18 protein-coding genes and 2 pseudogenes are annotated in these 18674 nt (G+C 69.6%); all 20 read left to right on the plus strand.

Going from position 1 to position 18674, the window contains the following annotated elements; translation table 11 throughout:
• The first annotated feature begins 122 nt into the window (after positions 1–122).
• Positions 123–1310 (plus strand): MFS transporter, encoded by a 1188-nt coding sequence (locus ABZ910_RS13830; protein ID WP_361363264.1) that lies wholly within the window; start codon positions 123–125, stop codon positions 1308–1310.
• A 101-nt stretch (positions 1311–1411) separates the two neighbouring features.
• Positions 1412–2257, plus strand: coding sequence for an aldo/keto reductase (locus ABZ910_RS13835; RefSeq protein WP_361363267.1), 846 nt, complete (start codon positions 1412–1414; stop codon positions 2255–2257).
• A gap of 226 nt (positions 2258–2483) precedes the next feature.
• A complete protein-coding gene (locus ABZ910_RS13840) occupies positions 2484–2888 on the plus strand; it encodes an NAD(P)H-dependent oxidoreductase (protein ID WP_361363400.1) in 405 nt (134 codons plus the stop codon).
• Between the two features lie 13 nt (positions 2889–2901).
• Positions 2902–3351 (plus strand): DUF1931 family protein, encoded by a 450-nt coding sequence (locus tag ABZ910_RS13845; RefSeq protein WP_361363270.1) that lies wholly within the window; start codon positions 2902–2904, stop codon positions 3349–3351.
• A 343-nt stretch (positions 3352–3694) separates the two neighbouring features.
• Positions 3695–4261, plus strand: coding sequence for a type 1 glutamine amidotransferase domain-containing protein (locus ABZ910_RS13850; RefSeq protein ID WP_361363272.1), 567 nt, complete (start codon positions 3695–3697; stop codon positions 4259–4261).
• Between the two features lie 584 nt (positions 4262–4845).
• Entirely contained in the window at positions 4846–5412 is a 567-nt protein-coding gene (locus ABZ910_RS13855) for a general stress protein (protein WP_361363275.1), read from the plus strand.
• Between the two features lie 42 nt (positions 5413–5454).
• On the plus strand, positions 5455–7359 hold the full coding sequence (dnaK, locus tag ABZ910_RS13860; RefSeq protein WP_361363278.1) for a molecular chaperone DnaK: 1905 nt from the start codon (positions 5455–5457) through the stop codon (positions 7357–7359).
• A gap of 10 nt (positions 7360–7369) precedes the next feature.
• On the plus strand, positions 7370–7954 hold the full coding sequence (locus ABZ910_RS13865; RefSeq protein WP_361363281.1) for a nucleotide exchange factor GrpE: 585 nt from the start codon (positions 7370–7372) through the stop codon (positions 7952–7954).
• A 6-nt stretch (positions 7955–7960) separates the two neighbouring features.
• Complete coding sequence (locus tag ABZ910_RS13870; protein WP_361363284.1) at positions 7961–8899, plus strand: J domain-containing protein; 939 nt, start codon at positions 7961–7963, stop codon at positions 8897–8899.
• Positions 8896–9270, plus strand: coding sequence for a chaperone modulator CbpM (locus tag ABZ910_RS13875; protein ID WP_361363287.1), 375 nt, complete (start codon positions 8896–8898; stop codon positions 9268–9270). The genes ABZ910_RS13870 and ABZ910_RS13875 overlap by 4 nt, the downstream gene beginning before the upstream one ends.
• Complete coding sequence (gene clpB, locus ABZ910_RS13880; protein ID WP_361363290.1) at positions 9261–11900, plus strand: ATP-dependent chaperone ClpB; 2640 nt, start codon at positions 9261–9263, stop codon at positions 11898–11900. The genes ABZ910_RS13875 and clpB overlap by 10 nt, the downstream gene beginning before the upstream one ends.
• Positions 11897–12343, plus strand: a complete 447-nt coding sequence (trxA, locus tag ABZ910_RS13885; RefSeq protein ID WP_361363293.1) for a thioredoxin — start codon at positions 11897–11899, stop codon at positions 12341–12343. Before clpB ends, trxA begins: the two co-directional genes overlap by 4 nt.
• Positions 12344–12348: 5 nt before the next feature.
• Positions 12349–12612 carry a UBP-type zinc finger domain-containing protein gene (locus ABZ910_RS13890; RefSeq protein ID WP_361363295.1) on the plus strand — a complete coding sequence of 88 codons (264 nt, stop codon included), beginning with the start codon at positions 12349–12351 and terminating at the stop codon, positions 12610–12612.
• Positions 12612–14426 (plus strand): FAD-dependent oxidoreductase, encoded by a 1815-nt coding sequence (locus ABZ910_RS13895; protein WP_361363298.1) that lies wholly within the window; start codon positions 12612–12614, stop codon positions 14424–14426. The genes ABZ910_RS13890 and ABZ910_RS13895 overlap by 1 nt, the downstream gene beginning before the upstream one ends.
• 54 nt (positions 14427–14480) lie before the next feature.
• Positions 14481–14720 (plus strand): hypothetical protein, encoded by a 240-nt coding sequence (locus tag ABZ910_RS13900; protein ID WP_361363403.1) that lies wholly within the window; start codon positions 14481–14483, stop codon positions 14718–14720.
• Positions 14721–14730: 10 nt separating this feature from the next.
• The gene (locus ABZ910_RS13905; protein ID WP_361363406.1) at positions 14731–15633 is read left to right on the plus strand and encodes a LysR family transcriptional regulator; all 903 of its coding nucleotides are present in this window, start codon (positions 14731–14733) and stop codon (positions 15631–15633) included.
• A gap of 180 nt (positions 15634–15813) precedes the next feature.
• Positions 15814–16071 (plus strand): annotated as a pseudogene (locus tag ABZ910_RS13910) (CoA transferase); the annotation flags it as partial.
• Positions 16072–16221: 150 nt separating this feature from the next.
• A pseudogene (locus ABZ910_RS13915) lies at positions 16222–16504 on the plus strand (acetoacetate decarboxylase family protein); the annotation flags it as partial.
• On the plus strand, positions 16501–17451 hold the full coding sequence (locus ABZ910_RS13920; protein ID WP_361363300.1) for a 3-hydroxyacyl-CoA dehydrogenase NAD-binding domain-containing protein: 951 nt from the start codon (positions 16501–16503) through the stop codon (positions 17449–17451). The pseudogene ABZ910_RS13915 and the gene ABZ910_RS13920, both read left to right, overlap by 4 nt.
• Before the next feature lies 1 nt (position 17452).
• The gene (locus tag ABZ910_RS13925) at positions 17453–18673 is read left to right on the plus strand and encodes an acyl-CoA dehydrogenase family protein (RefSeq protein ID WP_361363303.1); all 1221 of its coding nucleotides are present in this window, start codon (positions 17453–17455) and stop codon (positions 18671–18673) included.
• Position 18674 lies beyond the last annotated feature (1 nt).

Raw genomic sequence — 18674 nt, forward strand, 5'->3', positions numbered from 1 at the left:
CCACAGCCGACGCTCCCGTCGACCCGACCCACCGGATTCCAGCACTCGCTCCCGCCGACCTGCCGCCCCGCGCCCCCGCACGGCGCCGTGCCTCGCACACGACCGGCTTCTGGTTCGTGGCGGTGGCCTTCACCGTACTGATGGCCTTCGGCACCGCGCCGACCCCGCTGTGGCCGCTGTACGAGGCCCGGGACCACTTCGGCGCGACCACGGTCACGGTGGCGTACGCCTCGATGGTCGTGGGCGCAGCGGCCGCCTTCCTAGGGCTGGGACACCTGTCGGACCGGCTCGGCCGGCGGCGCATCATCGTCCCGGCGCTGCTGGTCGGCATCGTCGCGTCGGTCGTACTGATCGTGTGGCGGGACCTGCCGGGGCTGATCGCGGGCAGGATCCTGAACGGTGTCGGACTGGGGCTGATGGCCTCGACCGCGACGACGTACCTGCACGACCTCCACCACGAGGCCCGTCCGGAACGGACGGGTTCGGTGCTGCCCGGCGTCGTGGCCACTGCCGCCAACCTCGGCGGCCTGGCCTCAGGGCCCCTGGTCGCCGGAGCCGCCGCCGAGTGGCTTCCCACGCCCCTGATCACCGCCCAGGCGATCTTCACGCTCGCCATGGCAGTGTGCCTGGCGCTGGTGCTGTGCACCCCGGAGACCGTGGACCTGGAGCTGCCCGCGGCCCAACCGCCCAGCAGGTTCGTCCTGCGCCCCGGCGGCCGGCGGGCGTTCGGCGCGGCCAGCGCGCTGGGCGCCTTCGCCTTCGCGATCCTCGGCCTGATCTCCTCCCTCGGGGCGAGCGTGCTCCACGGCACCCTGCACACCGATTCGCACCTCGTGGTCGGCCTGGCGGCCTTCCTCATGTTCGGTTCCGCGGCGGCCGCCCAGCTGGTGCTGGGCCGCCTCCCACTGCCCCGGCTCCTGACCGTGGGGGCAGTGGTCTTTCCGGTCGGCCTGGCCCTGTGCGCCGTCGCCCTTTACCACCCGGCGCTCTGGCTCTATCTGGTCTCCGTGTCCCTGTCGGGAGCCGGCTCCGGGCTGCTGTTCAAGGGAGGAGTCGAACGTGCCGGTTCAGCGGCCGAGCCCGCCTCACGCGCGGGGGTCCTCGCCGTGTTCTTCGTCGTCGCGTACCTGGGAATGGGCCTGCCCTCCGTCCTGTTCAGCATCGCCCTGCGGCACTTCGCCGTGCAGACCGCGATGATCGGCTTCGCGACGGTCCTCTCCTGCGGCGCCGTTGTGTCGGTGGCCGTCGCGTTGCGGGATCGCGCACCCGGTCCCGGCGAGCTCCCGGCGCAGTCCGCTCGCCCCTCCTGACCTCCCTGCGGCGCATGCGACACGGCTGTCTGGGAGCCGCGGACCTGGGCACTCGGTGCGGGTGCGCGTGACACGGATCCGCGGCAGACGGGAGGCCCGAGATGTCTGCAGAATCGGCCAGAACGATTGCGCTCCCCGCCGGTGAGGAGATCGCGGCGCTCGGGCAGGGCACCTGGTACCTGGGCGAGGACCCCGCCCGGCGTGAACGGGAGATCGCCGCGCTGCGGCTGGGCGTGGACCTGGGCATGACCGTCGTCGACACGGCGGAGATGTACGGCGACGGCGCAGCCGAGGAGCTCGTCGGGGAGGCCCTCCGGGGACGCCGGGAAGAGGTCTTCCTCGTCAGCAAGGTGCTGCCCGGCCACGCCGACCGGAAGGGCACCGTCGCCGCCTGCGAGGGCAGCCTGCGGCGGCTCCGTACGGAACGGCTGGACCTGTACCTGCTGCACTGGCGGGGACGGTGGCCACTCGAGGAGACCCTTGCGGGATTCACCGACCTGATGGAGGCGGAGAAGATCCGTTACTGGGGCGTGAGCAATCTGGACGTCGCCGACATGGTTGAGCTGACCACCCTCCCCGGTGGCGACGCCGCGGCCGTCGACCAGGTGCTGTACAACCTCTCCCGGCGCGGCATCGAGTGGGATCTTCTCCCCTGGTGCCGTGAGGCCGGGGTGACGGTCATGGCCTACTCCCCGATCGAGCAGGGGCGGCTCCTGAAGGTCGAGGCACTGGATGCCGTGGCCCGGGCCCTCGGAGCAACGCCGGCCCAGGTGGCACTCGCCTGGGTACTGGAACAGGGGGTGGCCGCGATCCCGCGTTCCGGATCACCCGACCACGTTCGGGAAAACCGCGGCGCGGTGGACCTCCACCTTCCTACCGAGGCGCTCGACGCCCTCGACGAGGCGTTCCCGCCACCCAGCGGGCCCACGCCCCTGGAGATGCTCTGAAGGAGTTGACAGGATGGCGCGCCTGCTCGTCGTCGGAATGGGAGGTTCGCTGCGCACCCGTCGACCAGCCTCACCGCACTGCGTGTGGCGGTCGAGGGGGCGGCCGATGCGGGCGCCGGCACCCTGGTGATCGACCTCAAGCGGCTGGCTCTTCCGTTCTGCACGACCGAGCATCCCTGCGTCCGCCCGCCGGCTTGCGGACACCGTTCAGGCCGCCGACGCCCTGCTGTGGAGCAGCCCGACATACCACGGGTCGGTCAGCGGCGCGTCCAAGAACGCGGTGGACTGGCTCGCCCTCCTGGCCGACCACGACCCGCCGGCGACGGACGCCTCACCGACCAGGCGGTCGCGGACCAATTGCGCGGCCTCGGCGCGGAGGTCCAGGGCGGCCCTGCAGTCGGCGGCTCTCGTTCGAGGCGCTGCGACGCCGCGCAGCTTCCTGCGGAGGGACGGCCGTACGGCTGACCGGGGGATGCCTGCGCATTTCATGCTGCTCTGCCAGGGTAGGAGGGGGTGTTCTTTTTCGGCCTGGGGTGCGGAGGCGCTCAGCAGGCGGGCTCTGCGAATCTCGACCGGTAACAGCCGATGGCGGCGCTGGCGGGAGCGAACGACGCCGTCCGGTTCCCGGTGAGGAGGCGAGAGGCATGACCGTGATGGGTGTGTCGAAGTTCGAGAGGTTCTTCCGCGCCGCCGCAGGCCTCGACGTGGACAAGAACGACCTGAAGCGGTACGGCGACTTCGTCGACGCCAAGCTCTACGACCTCCTGGTTGTCGGCCAGGCGTCGGCCAAGGCCAACGGCCGGGATACCGTCGAGCCGTGGGACCTACCGATCACCAAGGGCCTCCAGGAGAGCATCCACCGGTTCCGGCGGCTCGACGAGGAGGTCGAGCTGAAGCCGATCCTGGAACAGCTCGCCGCGCACCCTCCCCTCGACAGGGCACCCACCCAGGAGACCGAAGAGCGATACCCCGAGATCATCGGCGGTCTCAGCGTCGCCCTCGCCGAGACGTTCAAAATCATGTATCCGGATGTCAAGAACCCGCAGACCAGCCACTGGGACGGCGTGACCGCGGTGTTCGAGCGGCTGCTGTAGCAGTCGCGCCCCGGTGCATGTCACCGACCTGAACCGACATGCCGGGCGGGGGCCGGAAGGTGGAGACGGGAGCCTTCCACCGAGGCCCGGGTCGCGCCGCAGATGCTCGAGGATTCGCGATTGCCCTCGCAGCGCGGCTGGTCTCCTGGGCCAGGAAGATCACGCCCGATTTCTCCCACGCAACGGCCTGTGACTCGGAATGCCGTGGCTGATCGCGCGCACATACACGCTCGGGGCATCCTCGGCTGCAGTCCCCGGTCCGGAAAAGGGATCCGGACGGGCCCTGCCGGGTGTCCCTGCCGCTCGCGTCGTACAACCAGCGACTCGTGAAGGGAGCCGTACCATGACACAGGAACTGCGGGGGATGCGGGTGGGGATTCTGGCCGCCGACGGCGTCGAGCGCGTGGAACTCGACCAGCCGCGCGGTGCGCTACAGGGCGCAGGGGCGAAGACCGAGATCGTCTCGCTCCATCCCGGCGAGATCCAGGCCCGCCAGTTCGACCTCAACGCGGCAGGAACCTTCCCCGTGGACCGCCTGGTCGCCGACGCCTCCGTCGACGACTACCACGCCCTGCTCCTGCCCGGCGGCACCATGAACCCCGACCAGCTGCGCATGGACCGCGACGCGGTGCAGTTCGTCAGGGACTTCATGGCCAGCGGGAAACCGGTCGCAGCGATCTGCCACGGCCCGTGGACCCTGGCGGAAGCCGACGCCGTGCGTGGCCGCCGCCTGACGTCCTGGCCCAGCATCCGCACCGATCTACGCAACGCCGGCGCGGAGGTCGTCGCAGACCAAGAGGTGGTCGTCGACGGGCAGCTCGTCACCAGCCGCGGCCCGGCCGACCTGCCCGCCTTCTGCGTCGCCGTCGTGGAGCAGTTCGCCCGGGCGCACCACCCCATGCCCGGCTGAACCCCAAGGCCTGGCTGCGGAGAGAGCAGGCGGTGCACGGTGGAGGTGGGCCCGCTCTCCACCCCACGGTCCGGTCAGCCGTGGCGGCCGCCGGTCCGTAGCGTCGCGCAGCCGCGTCGAATGTCGCCACGCCCAGGGACAGGATCGCCGCGGTGCGCCGTACCAGCCTGGAGAGGGGAAAGGAGTCCTGCCTCCCGGGTGGGAACCAGGACGACACCGCCAGGCGCAGATGGCCCCGGGAGAATATCCGGCGCGGTACGGCCCGAGGGCAGCGACCTGCACAGGGCAAGACCGAGGATCTCGGTGGTGTCCCGGGCGCCGCCCGCCTCCTGAGCGTCGAAGCGGGGGAGAAAGTCCCTTGCGTCGGAACATCCGTGAGCCCCGCTACCTCATGTCGGGCCGAACCCTGAGGTACCCCGCCGCGAGCCGCGAGCCCGAATCGTCGTCCCGCCTCCTGTCCTCGCAGACCGACCGCCGGTGCCACTTTTCGACCCGCTGGGCGCAGGCGGGGTGACCGGGCGAACAGCCACTCTGGGGCCTGTCGGGACCGCTCGGCGGTCGGTCCGTCGGCGGAAGGAGTGGCCATGACCGAGCAGGCCCTCGGGGCCGTTGCCTCGTACTCGACGTACCAGGAAGCCGAACGTGCCGTCGATCACCTCGCCGACCAGGGCTTTCCCGTTCAGAAGGTGGCGATCATCGGTCGGGACATGCGCCTGATCGAACAGGTGATCGGTCGAATGGGGTACGGCGAGGCCGCCCTCCACGGCGCAGCCACCGGAGCGCTGCCCGGCGTACTCGTCGGCTGGATCTTCGGGCTGCTGAACTGGCTGAATCCGGTCGTCTCCGGTCTGCTCCTCGCGCTGTACGGGCTGATCTTCGGAGCGGTCGTCGGTGCGCTGCTCGGCGTGCTGTTGCATGCGGCCCAGGGCGGCCGCCGGAACTTCGCCTCGGTCCGCTCGATGGAGCCCAGCCGGTACGACGTCGTGGTGGACGAGGACGTCGCCGATGAGGCCGTCCGGCTGGTCGCCGGGCTGGACAGCAGGGCCGGCGCGAACACGGAGAGCGCCTCCTCCAGGGGCGGCCGCCCGCGCAGCGACCCCGCCCCCAGCCGAACGAGTTTCGAAGCCGGGCGAACAGGGCCCGGAGGATGAACGGTCGCCGACGGACGTCGACCGCCGCGGAAGGAGTTCCTCATGGCCAAGGCAGTGGGCATCGACCTGGGCACCACCAACTCGGTGATCGCCGTGTGGGAGGGCGGCGAGCCGACCGTCGTGCCCAACAGTGAGGGCAACCGGACCACACCGTCCGTGGTGGCCTTCACCGACACAGGCGAGCGGCTGGTGGGCCAGTTGGCCCGACGCCAGGCGATCCTCAACCCCAAGGGCACCATCTACTCGGCCAAGCGGTTCATCGGCCGGCACTTCGACGAGATCTCCGACGAGGCCAAGGCCGTCGCTTACGACGTCGTCCCGGGAGACAACGGCGAGGCCCGCTTCAAGGTGCGTGACAAGCTGTACGCGCCTGAAGAGATCAGCGCCCTGGTGCTGCGCAAACTCGCCGACGACGCCTCCAAGCAGCTGGGGGAACGGGTCACGGAGGCGGTCATCACGGTGCCCGCCTACTTCAACGACGCCCAGCGCACCGCCACCCGTGACGCCGGACGGATCGCGGGACTGGAAGTGCTGCGGATCATCAACGAGCCGACGGCGGCCGCCCTCGCGTACGGCATGGACAAGAAGCAGCACGAGACCGTCCTCGTCTTCGACCTGGGCGGCGGCACCTTCGACGTGAGCATCCTCGACGTCGGCGACGGCGTGGTCGAGGTGCGTTCCACTGCGGGTGACAGCCATCTGGGCGGCGACGACTTCGACCGGCGTCTGGTCGACTACCTCGCGGACGACTTCCAGAAGGAGAACGGCATCGACCTGCGCAAGGACCCGCAGGCGCTGCAACGCCTGTTCGAGGCGGCGGAGAAGGCCAAGACCGAGCTCAGTTCGGTGACGCAGACGCAGGTGAGCCTGCCGTTCATCACCGCCGACGCCTCGGGCCCCAAGCATCTCACCGACTCGATCATGCGGTCCACGTTCGAGCAGATCACCAGCGACCTGGTGGAGCGGTGCCTGGGACCGGTCCAGCAGGCCATGGCCGACGCCAAGGTCGGCGAGAGCGACATCGACGAGGTCATCCTCGTCGGCGGTTCCACCCGCATCCCCGCCGTCCAGGCACTGGTGCGTCGGCTGACGGGCGGCAAGGAACCCAACATGAGCGTGAACCCCGATGAGGTCGTCGCCCTGGGCGCCGCGATCCAGGCCGGGGTGCTCAAGGGCGAGGTCAAGGACGTCCTGCTGCTCGACGTCACCCCCCTGTCGCTGGGCGTGGAGACGCGCGGCGGAGTGATGACGAAGATCATCGAGCGGAACACCACCATCCCGGTGCGCCGCAGCGAGACCTTCTCCACCGCCGAGGACAACCAGCCCGCCGTCGACATCGTCGTCCTCCAGGGCGAGCGCGAACGGGCCGCCGACAACCGGGTCCTCGGCCGGTTCCAGCTCACCGACATCCGCCCGGCGCCGCGGGGCGAACCGCAGATCGAGGTCACCTTCGACATCGACGCCAACGGCATCCTCAACGTCAGCGCGCGCGACAAGGACACCGGCAAGGAACAGGGCATCACCATCAGCGAGAGCTCCAACCTGGACCGCAGTGAGGTCGAACGCATGGTCCAGGAGGCCGAAAGCAACCGGGGCCAGGACCAGGCACTCCGCGAGGCCGTCGACGCCCGCAACGAACTCGACGCGATCGCCTACCAGGTCGAAAAGCGTCTGAACGAACTCGCCGACGCCGCGCCCGCGCACGAAAAGGCACGCGCCGAGATGCTGGTGGCAGAGGCCCGCGACGCGGTCAAGAACGAGGCCGGAGTGGACAAGGTCAGGCCGCTGACCTCCGAACTTCAGCAGGTCTACGCCGGGCTCGCCGCCCACCAGGCCGAAGCCGCGGCGGCGAGTGGTCCGTCGGGCACCACCGGGCCGGACGGCTCCGGGCAGGGCGGTGCCGGCGCCGACGAAGACGTGATCGACGCCGAGTTCGACAAGGGCTGAGGTACCCGCCATGCCGATCCCTCCCCAGGACCGATCGTCCGACCTACCGCCCGAAGGCGCCGCACAACCGCCGCAGGGCCACCTGCCCGAGCCCGCGCCGCCGACCACGCAGGCCGAACCGGGGCCTGACGCGGCCACCGGTCCGGCCGGGGTCGAGGACGAGTACGCGGCCGCGCTGAAAGAGGTCGAGGACCGCTGGCGGCGTGCTCTCGCCGATCTGGACAACCTGCGCAAGCGACACGCCAGGGAACTGGACCGGGAGCGCGCGGTCGAACGCGCCCGCACGGCGGCGGCCTTCCTTCCCGTCATTGACAACCTCGAACTGGCCCTGAACCACGCGGGCTCCGACCCCGGGGCGATCGTCGAGGGGGTTCGCGCCGTGCGCGACCAGGCCGTGTCCATCCTTGAACGCCTTGGTTACGAGCGTCACGCCGAGACCGGCGTCCCGTTCGACCCCTCCCGGCACGAGGTCGTCGGCGTGGTCCAGGACCCCGACGCCGAACCGAACACCGTGGCGCAGGTGCTGCGCCCCGGCTACGGCGAGGCCGAGCGGCAGCTGAGGCCGGCCGCCGTGACCGTCGCCAAGCGGGAGTGAGCGGCCATGGCACGCGACTTCTACGAGGTTCTCGGGGTTCCGCGAGACGCCGACAAGGACGAGATCCAGCGGGCGTATCGCAAGCTGGCCCGCAGGTACCACCCAGATGTCAACAAGGACCCCGCGGCGGAGGAGCGGTTCAAGGAGATCAATGAGGCCTTCAGTGTCCTGTCCGACCCCGACCAGCGGGCCCGTTACGACCGCTTCGGCGAGGACTTCCGGAAGGTTCCCGAGGACTGGGAGGAGCGGGTCGGTGCCGGCGCGGGACCCGGCGGCGGCTTCCGCTGGTCCACCGGGGGTGGCCCCCGGGTCCGGTATGCCACCAGCGGCTTCGGCGCGGAGGGCGTCGACGTCGACGACCTGTTCGGCTCGTTCTTCGGGGGCGCCGGACGGATGCGTGTCCCCGGAGCCGACCAGGAGGCCGAACTGCCGCTCACCGTCGAGGAGGCCTACAGGGGAGGCCGTCGCACCGTCACGCTCGCCGGTCCCACAGGGCAGCCGCGGCGGTACGAGGTCGACGTGCCACCGGGTGTCACCGACGGGCAGCGCATCCGGCTGGCGGGCGAGGGCGGCCGGGGCAACGGTGACGCCCCCGCGGGGGACCTGTACCTGCGGGTGCGGATCCAGCCGCACCCCCAGTTCCGCCTCGACGGCCGGGACGTGTACGTGCAGCTTCCGGTCACACCATGGGAGGCCGCGCTGGGCGCGACAGTTCCGGTGCCCACGCCGAGCGGGGCGACGGCGAAAGTGAGCGTGCCCGCGGGCTCGTCCAGCGGCCGGCGGCTGCGGCTGCGCGGTGAGGGCATGCCGAACCCGCGCGGCACGAACGGCAACCTCTACGCCGAGCTCCGGATCATGGTGCCGTCCAGGCTCAGCGACAGGGAGCGCGCACTCTTCGAGGAGCTCGCCGCCGTCTCCTCGTTCGACCCCAGGAGGACACGATGAGTGACCCACGCGCCGAGGCGCGCCAGGCGTCTCGGCTGACAGCTCCCGCGCCGGCACGCGTCCGGTACGCGATCGTGCCAGTGCCCAGGCTCTCTCTGCAGACCGTGGCCCGCCGCTCCGGCGTCCATCCCGACCTCGTCCGCCGGTTCGTCGCTCTGGGGCTGGTCGAGGCCGAGCGCGACCCCTCCGGAGGGCTGGTGTTCGAACCCACGGCACCGGCCGCTCTCGCCCGCGTCCAGCGGCTGCGCACCGGGCTGTGCCTCAACTACACATCCATCGGCCTGGTGCTCGACCTGCTGGACCGCATCAGCATGCTCGAAGCCGCCCTGCGCCGCGCCGGTACGAGGAGTGAAACACCCCCATGGACATGAACCGTCTCACCCAGAAGTCCCAGGAAGCCCTCCAGGAGGCCCAGAGCGCGGCCGTCCGCATGGGGCAGACCGAGGTCGACGGGGAACACCTGCTGCTCGCGCTTCTCGATCAGGAGGACGGTCTGATCCCACGGTTGCTGCAACAGGCCGGCACCGAGCCGAAGGAGCTGCGCGCGGCCGTGCGCGAGGAACTCTCCCGCCGTCCGAAGGTCACCGGCCCCGGCGCGGCACCCGGCCAGGTCTTCGTCACTCAGCGCCTCGCCCGCCTGCTCGATGCCGCCGAACGGGAGGCCAAACGCCTCAAGGACGAGTACGTGTCCGTGGAGCACCTCCTGCTCGCCCTGGCCGAGGAGGGCTCGGCGACCGCCGCCGGACGCCTGCTCAAGGAGCACGGCGTGACCCGGGAATCGTTCCTGAACGCGCTCACCCAGGTCCGCGGCCACCAGCGCGTCACCTCCGCCAACCCTGAAGTGGCCTACGAGGCTCTGGAGAAGTACGGCCGCGACCTGGTCCTCGAGGCTCGGTCCGGGCGGCTGGACCCGGTCATCGGCCGTGACGCGGAGATCCGCCGCGTCACCCAGATCCTCAGCCGCAAGACCAAGAACAACCCCGTCCTCATCGGCGACCCCGGTGTCGGCAAGACCGCCATCGTCGAGGGCCTGGCCCAGCGCATCGTTCGCGGCGACGTGCCCGAGGGCCTGCGCGACAAGACGGTGTTCGCCCTCGACATGGGCTCCCTGGTCGCCGGCGCCAAGTACCGCGGCGAGTTCGAGGAACGCCTCAAGGCCGTGCTGTCCGAGGTCAAGGCCGCCCAAGGGCGCATCCTGCTCTTCGTCGACGAACTCCACACCGTCGTAGGAGCGGGCGCCGCCGAAGGGGCCATGGACGCGGGCAACATGCTCAAGCCGATGCTCGCACGCGGCGAACTCCACATGATCGGCGCCACCACGCTCGACGAGTACCGCAAACACATCGAGAAGGACGCCGCCCTCGAACGCCGCTTCCAGCAGGTCCTGGTCGACGAGCCGAGCGTGGAGGACACCATTTCCATCCTGCGCGGACTGCGCGAACGCCTGGAGGTCTTCCACGGCGTGAAGATCCAGGACACCTCGCTGGTCGCGGCGGCAACACTCTCTCACCGCTACATCACCGACCGGTTCCTGCCCGACAAGGCCATCGACCTGGTCGACGAGGCGTGTGCCCGGCTGCGTACCGAGATCGACTCGATGCCCGCCGAACTCGACGAGATCACCCGCCGCGTCACCCGCCTGGAGATCGAGGAGGCGGCCCTGTCCAAGGAGACCGACCCCGCCAGCAAAGCCCGTCTGGAGGAGCTGCGCAGGGAACTGGCCGACCTGCGCGGCGAGGCCGACGCCAAACACGCCCAATGGGAGGCCGAACGGCAGGCGATCCGCCGCGTGCAGGAACTGCGTCAGGAACTGGAGCAGGTCCGCCACGAGGCGGAGGAGGCGGAACGCGCCTACGACCTCAACCGCGCCGCCGAACTCCGCTACGGCCGCCTCCAGGACCTGGAGCGCCGGCTGAAGGCCGAGGAGGAGCAACTGGCCGCCAAACAAGGGCAGAACCGGCTGCTGCGCGAGGTCGTCACCGAGGAGGAGATCGCCGAGATCGTCGCCGCCTGGACCGGCATCCCCGTCGCCCGTCTCCAGGAGGGCGAACGCGAGAAGCTGCTGCGCCTCGACGAGATCCTGCGCGAGCGCGTCATCGGCCAGGACGAGGCCGTCAAGCTCGTCGCCGACGCCATCATCCGCGCCCGCTCCGGCATCCGCGACCCGCGCCGCCCCATCGGCTCGTTCATCTTCCTCGGCCCCACCGGCGTCGGGAAGACCGAGCTGGCCAAGACCCTCGCGGCGGCCCTGTTCGACTCTGAGGAGAACATGGTCCGCCTCGACATGAGTGAGTACCAGGAGCGGCACACCGTCAGCCGGCTCATGGGCGCACCGCCCGGATACGTCGGCTACGAGGAAGGCGGCCAGCTCACCGAGGCCGTACGCCGCAAGCCGTACTCGGTTGTGCTGTTCGACGAGATCGAGAAGGCGCACACCGATGTCTTCAACACCCTGCTGCAGGTCCTCGATGACGGCCGCATCACCGATGCTCAGGGCCGTACCGTCGACTTCCGCAACACCGTGATCATCATGACGTCCAACATCGGCTCCGAGTACCTCCTCGACGGCGCCACCGCCGAGGGCGAGATCAAGCCGGACGCCCGCGCCCTGGTGATGGGCGAGCTGCGCGGGCACTTCCGCCCGGAGTTCCTCAACCGCGTCGACGACATCGTGCTGTTCAAACCGCTCGGCGAGCGGCAGATCGAGCGGATCGTGGAGCTGCAGTTCGACGAACTGCGCCGCCGCCTCGCCGAACGCCGCATCACGGTCGAACTCACCGAGGCGGCCCGGGAGTTGATCGCCCACCAGGGCTACGACCCGGTGTACGGGGCCCGGCCGCTGCGGCGTTACATCTCCCATGAGGTCGAGACGATGATCGGGCGCGCCCTGCTGCGTGGTGACGTCCAGGACGGCGCGACGGTCCGCGTCGACGCCGAGGCGGGGGAACTGGTGGTCACCTACGACCAGCCCGAGGACGTGATGGCAGCGCGGGCGGCATGAGCACGATGCAAGCGACGACCGTCAGTTGTCCGAACTGCGGGCGCACCAACCGGGTGCCCGTGGCCGCGGAGGGCCGCCCCAAGTGCGGCCACTGCAAGCAGCCCCTACCGTGGATGGTGGACGCGGGCGACGACGACTTCACCGAGGTCGCCGAGCGGGCCGACGTCCCCGTTGTGGTCGACCTGTGGGCCACCTGGTGCGGCCCCTGCCGCATGGTCAGCCCCGCGCTGGAGAAGGTCGCCACCGATCTCGCCGGCCGAATCAAACTCGTCAAGGTCGACGTCGACAAGAACCCGCGGCTGGCGCAGCGTTTCGAGGTCCGGGCGGTACCGACACTGCTCGTCCTCGACCAGGGCGAGACGGTCGCCCGGCAGGCGGGGGCGGCGCCCGCCCCCGCTCTGCGCCAGTGGGTGGAACAGTCGATCACGGCCCGGGAAGGGTGATCCGGATGACTCTGCGCGCAGACCCCCACCTCGCGCTTGTCCGGCCGGTCCAGCCGCTGACCCCAGAAGGGTGTCAGGAGTGTCTGCTGCTCGGCTCCCCGTGGGTCCACCTGAGGCTCTGCCTGACCTGCGGGCACGTCGGCTGCTGTGACTCCTCGCCGAACAAGCACGCGCGTAGGCACGCGGCTGCCGACGCTCATCCGATCGTGCAGTCGTTCCAGCCCGGCGAGGAATGGCGCTGGTGCTACGTTCACGAGGCGTTCGTCTGATGTCCGGCGACCAGTCGCTGCCGGGCGAAGAACCGGTGCCGGAGGAAGCGGACGAGGCCGTCTTCTGGGAGACCCCGGACATCTACGGCGCGTATCCGCGCCTTACGGAGGACCAGATAGCACGTCTGGCGGAGCACGGGCAACGCCGGAATATGGCTCCGAACGACGTGCTGATCCGGGAGGGGGAGCGCTGCGAGACGTTCTTCGTCGTCCTCAGCGGTACCGTCGCCGTCGTCGAGGACTACGGCACTCCCGAGGAGCACGTGCTGCGCGTGCACGGCCCCGGTCGCTTCATCGGCGAACTCGGCCTGCTGTATGGACAAGTGGCTTTCTACACCGCTGTCGTCAGGGAGCCGGGCGAGGTCCTTGTCGTCTCCTTGGACCAGTTGCGCCACCTGGTGTCCCAGGACTCCACCATCGGGGACATCGTGCTGCGCGCCTGTCTGGGCCGTCGCGCGCTGCTCGTCGGACACGGCGCCGGCTTCCGCATCATCGGCTCGCGCTACTCGCCCGACACCAGGCGGCTGCGCGAGTTCGCCGTCCGCAACCGACTGCCGCACCGCTGGATCGACCTGGAGACCGACGAGGAGGCCGAGGACCTGCTGCGCCGCTTCGGCGTCGGCCCGGAGGAGACACCGCTCGTCATCTGGCGGGACTCCACCCTGTTGCACAACCCCAGCAACGCGGAACTGGCCCGGCTCATCGGTCTGCCGTCACTGCCCGCCGGAAACCGTCACGGCGACGTCCTGATCGTCGGTTCCGGACCCGCCGGCCTCGCTGCCGCGGTGTACGCCGCCTCCGAGGGCCTGAGCACCACCGTGGTGGAGGCGATGGCCACCGGCGGCCAAGCCGCCACGTCGTCCCGCATCGAGAATCTGCTCGGCTTCCCCGCCGGCATCTCCGGCGCCGAACTCACCGAACGCGCCGTGCTCCAGGCCGACAAGTTCGGCGCCAGGATCAGCATTCCCGTGGTGGCGACCGGTCTCCATCCCAAGGACGAGGACCACTACGTGGTGGCGTTCGCCGACGGCAGCGAGATCGCCGCCCGCGCCGTCGTCCTCGCCACGGGTGCCCGCTACCGCCGGCTCCAGGTGCCCGGCATCGAACGCCTGGAGGGAACGAGCGTCCACTACTCGGCAACCGTCTACGAGGCCCAGCAGTGCCGCACCGACCCGGTGGCAGTCGTCGGCGGAGGCAACTCGGCGGGCCAGGCGGTGCTGTTCCTCGCCGGGTACGCGCCGAAGGTACACCTGCTGGTCCGAGGACCCAGCCTTGAGGCCAACATGTCCCGCTACCTGATCGACCAGGTCGAGCGCCATCCGCGGGTGGAGGTCATGCTGCACACCGAGGTCACCGAGGTCATCGGCCAGGAGGTGCTGGAGGAACTCGACGTGGTCGACAACCGCACGGGCGGGCACCGCCGACTCGCGGTACGGGGCCTGTTCGTCTTCACCGGCGCCGACCCCCACACCGAGTGGCTCGCCGGCATCATCGCCCTCGACTCCCGCGGCTTTGTCCTCACCGGCCCGGAGGCCCAGGAAGCGTGCGCCTACCCCGAGGTATGGCACGGCCGCGGGCGCTCGTGCATGACCCTGGAGACCAGCCTGCCCGGGGTCTTCGCGGTAGGGGACGTCCGTAGCGGCTCGGTGAAGCGGGTGGCCTCGGCGGCCGGTGAGGGCGCGATGGCCATCCACTTCGTGCACCGGCACCTGGGGCACTCGGCCGCACCCGGCACCACGGGCACGTCCGTTGCCGCGGGCGGCTCGGACGTCTCCCCACGCCTACGTCACAAGGAGTCCGCATGGCTCGCATGACGAATGGCGGGCGATGAGATCACGAGAAGGAAGAAGGAGTCGATGGCGATGGCCATGCCCGTCCGGTGGCCCGAACCCGCCCGCCAAACCGTGGGCATGCTGCGCCTCTACGCCAGCCACCACCCTCGTGACCCGCGCCTCCTCGTCCTCGTCGGCCAATTGAGCCGCAGGTGGGGCACCCGCTACACCTCGGACGGCAAACTCAATTTGGGCCGAACTGCACATGACACCCAGACCATGAGACCGAGCCTCGGGTCAGGAGGCAGTCGCCGCCGATGGATCGAGGTACCGTGACGGCGTGGAAATGCTCCATTTGCGGTATTTCATCGCGGTTGCCGAGGAGCTGAACTTTTCTGCGGCGGCCCGGCGCCTGCATATGGCCGCTTCGCCGTTGAGCCAGCGAATCAGGGACTTGGAGAAGGAGCTCGGCCACCGGTTGTTCGAGCGCGACTCACACAGTGTCACGCTCACGCCGGCGGGTGAGGCGCTGCTGCCGCTCGCGCGGGACGTGCTGGAACAGGTCAATGCCATGCCGTGGCGGCTGCACGAGGCGACCCGGCCGGGGCGCACTTCCATGCTCGTGGGCATTGCTACCGGGATACATCCGAGGCTGAGGGAGCTCCTCAACGTGCTCGCCGAGCGTGTTGAGGACCGGTGCGTTCTGCTGCGCTGGCCCGGCACGTCCAAGGAACTGGTCACCGCCGTGGGGGAGAACAGGATCGCGTTTGCGCTGGCCCGACTGCCGATCCGCGACCCCTCGCTGGACGTGCTCCCCGTCATGTCGGAACGGCTGGGAGCGGTGGTGCCGGCCGATAAGTTCGTCGGGCGGGATTCGGTGGAACTGCAGGACCTGGCCGACCTCAGCTTCGTCGTCGCAGCCAATGAGATCAGATCCATCTACTTCGACCAGCTCGACCGAGAAATGTTCGAGCGTGGGATCAGGAAACGAATCAAGCTGACTGATGCCGGCTATGGCGGAATCGCTGAAACGGTTTCCAGCGGGATGGCTTTCTACTTTGCCGTGCTCGACCCGGACAGCCCCATCCACGGCTATGCGCTGGAGAACACGAAGGTCCTGCCGTTCACTGATTTCGAGGCCCGGTTGGAGACCGCCCTGATCTGGCGCCGCGAGCGCGCCTCGGGCGGTGACCTGGACGAACTCGTCGAAGAGGCCCGCGAGGTTTTCGCCGATCCGATCCACGTCTGATAGCGGGGAGGGTGGCCGGCGCGGGTGCGCGATGCGTGCTCGGATTCATGCTGGCCGCACCCTGCCGGTGAGGTGACCACTGCGGTCACGCCAACGTTCGCCATACGATAATTCCAATGCCCGAAATGCGCCATTAGCGTTCTTTGCCATAGCCGGACACGGCGACGGAAGGACACGAAAATGGCGGACGTACACATCTTCGGGCCGCGCGACGGCGTGCGTGTCACCGACCGCATCCACGCCGACGTGCTGATCACCCACCTGCGCCCCCATGCGCCGGCCCGGTGGGGCCTGACCTACGACGACGCCGCTGACCCCGGCCTCGTCCACGCGCACACCACGGGCTTCCGCGGCGCCGCCGACCGGGCGGACGCCGCCACCCTCGACGACACCGTGCCGACCGCCTCCGGGCGGGTCGGCATCGCTGGCCGCGCGCTGGGCACGCCGCTCTCCCCGCTGCACCGGAAGACGGTCGGGCAGGACGAACCGGCCGACATCAGCGGCCTGTTCGTCGTGGTCTCCGAGTGCGCCCCGGTGCTGACGACGGCCGAGTGCATCCCGATGGCACCGGTGCTGAAGGACCACTCCGAGGCCGAAGCGCAGATCACCGTGCCCACCTTCATGCTCAAAGCCGTCCCCGACTACGACGGCACCCCGCGCGGTCCTGGAACTGGTGCGCACCGAGACCACCGACGTGGTCGTCAAGTCGGCCTACACCGGCCCGGCCCGGCTGCAGTTGTTCCAGCACGTCCTCGCCCCGCTGGCCGACCTGCCCGTGCTGGAGATCGTCTCCGCCAGCCACATCCTCACCGACCTGACCCTCGCCCCGGTCAAGCCGGTCTTCGACTACCTCCAGGCAGGTACGCGATGACACTCCAGTTCCGCACCGCCGCTGTGATCGGCGTGGGCATCATCGGACTCTCCTGGACCGCACTGTTCGCCGGCCACGGCCTGACCGTCCGGGTGAGCGACCCCCGCCCTGATCTCGCCGAGGCCGTCGACACCGCGCTCGCGGAGTTCACCCCGCACCTGGCCGCCCAGGGCCTGGAGACCGACGGACTCGCCGACCGCGTCCACCTGGCGGCCGACGTCACCGAAGCCGTCCTGGACGCGGACGTCGTCCAGGAGAACGGCCCCGAACGGGTCGAATTCAAGAAGGAGTTGTTCGCCCAGCTGGTCCGGGAGACCCCCGGACACGCACTGCTCCTGAGCTCGTCGTCGGCGATCCCGGCAACGGCTTTCACCACGGGACTCGAGGACGCCGACCGTGTCCTCATCGGACACCCCTTCAATCCGCCCCACCTGATGCCGCTCGTCGAGGTCGTCCCCGGCGAACGCACCTCCGGGGAAACCGTGCGGGCGGCGGTCGACTTCTACACCGCCGTCGGCCGCACCCCCGTCGTCGAACACCGGGAGATCCCCGGCTTCGTCGGCAACCGGCTCCAGATCGCGCTCCTCCGCGAGGCCGTCTACCTCGTCCAGCAGGGCGTGGTAGCACCGGAGGACCTGGACACCGTCGTGACCCACTCGCTCGGCATCCGCTGGGCGACGGTCGGACCGTTCCTCGGCTCGCACTTGGGCGGCGGTCCCGGCGGCATCCGCCACATGAGCACGGGCATCGGCCGCTCCGTGCAGCAACTGGCCCTCGGACAACCCTCATACGACCCCGAGGACCAGGAGCGAGTGATCCAGGCAGTGGAGAAGGCGTACGCCGCCACGCCGTACACGGACCTCGCCGAGGTCCGCGACCGCGAGCAACTCGCCGTCCTGTCCGCCCTGAACGACATCCGGCAGGGCCAGAACCAGAAGGAGAACTGAGATGACCACGACCACCGACGTCACCCCCGTCGAACAGCTCGAAGACCACCTGACCGCCGACTTCTACCAGTACGAGGCGCACCTTTCGGACGAGGAGCGCGAGATCCTGCTGGGCGCCCGCACCTTCCTGCGCAAGGAGATCAAGCCGCTGGTCAACGAGTACTGGTACAAGGGCACATTCCCCGTCGAGTTCGTCGAGAAGTTCCGCGGCAGCGGGCTGAACGCCCTGGCCTACGAGGGCTACGGCGCACACAAGCCGGCGGTCAGCAACCTGCTCAGCGGCATGCTGGCGATGGAACTGAGCCGCGTCGACGCCTCTACCTCCACCTTCTTCGAAGTCCACAACGGACTCGGCTTCTACTCCATCTACTACGGTGGCAACCAGGAACAGCGCGACCGGTTCCTGCCTGCCATGGCTTCCATGGACAAGATCGGCGCGTTCGGCCTGACCGAGCCGCACGGCGGCTCCGACGTCTCCGGCGGTATGCGCACCACCGCCAAGCGCGAGGGCGGCACCTGGGTCCTCAACGGCTCCAAGACATGGATCGGCAACGCCACCTTCGCCGACTACGTCATGATCTACGCGCGGGACGTCGACGACAACCAGGTCAAGGGCTTCGTCGTCGAAAAGGGCACCCCCGGCTTCGAGCCGGAGAAGATCGAGGGCAAGATCGCACTGCGGATCGTGCAGAACGCCAAGATCACCCTGACCGACGTACGCGTGCCGGAAGCGAACCGGCTGCAGAACATCAGGAACTTCCACGACGTCGCCGAGGTCCTGCGCGTCACCCGCTCCATCGTCGCCTGGGAGTCCTTGGGCGTGATGATCGGCGCCTACGAACTCGCACTCGACTTCGCCAAACAGCGCATAGCCTTCGGCCGTCCGATCGCCAAGTTCCAGATGATCCAGGACCTGCTGGTCAAGAGCCTGGGCAACATCACCGCCTGCTGGGGACTGGTGGTGCAGCTCGCCCGGCTGCAGGACCAGGGCGTCTACCGCGACGAGCACTCCTCCCTGGCCAAGACGTTCGTCTGTGCCCGTATGCGCGAGGTCGTCTCCTGGTGCCGCGAGATCTTCGGCGGCAACGGGATCGTCCTCGACTACGACATCGCCCGGTTCTTCGCCGACGCCGAGGCTCTCTACTCCTACGAGGGCACCCACCAGATGCAGACGTTCATCGTCGGCAAGTCCATCACCGGCCAGAGCGCTTTCGTGGGGTGAC

Source organism: Streptomyces sp. NPDC046805, assembly GCF_040645355.1.
Lineage (GTDB): Bacteria > Actinomycetota > Actinomycetes > Streptomycetales > Streptomycetaceae > Streptomyces.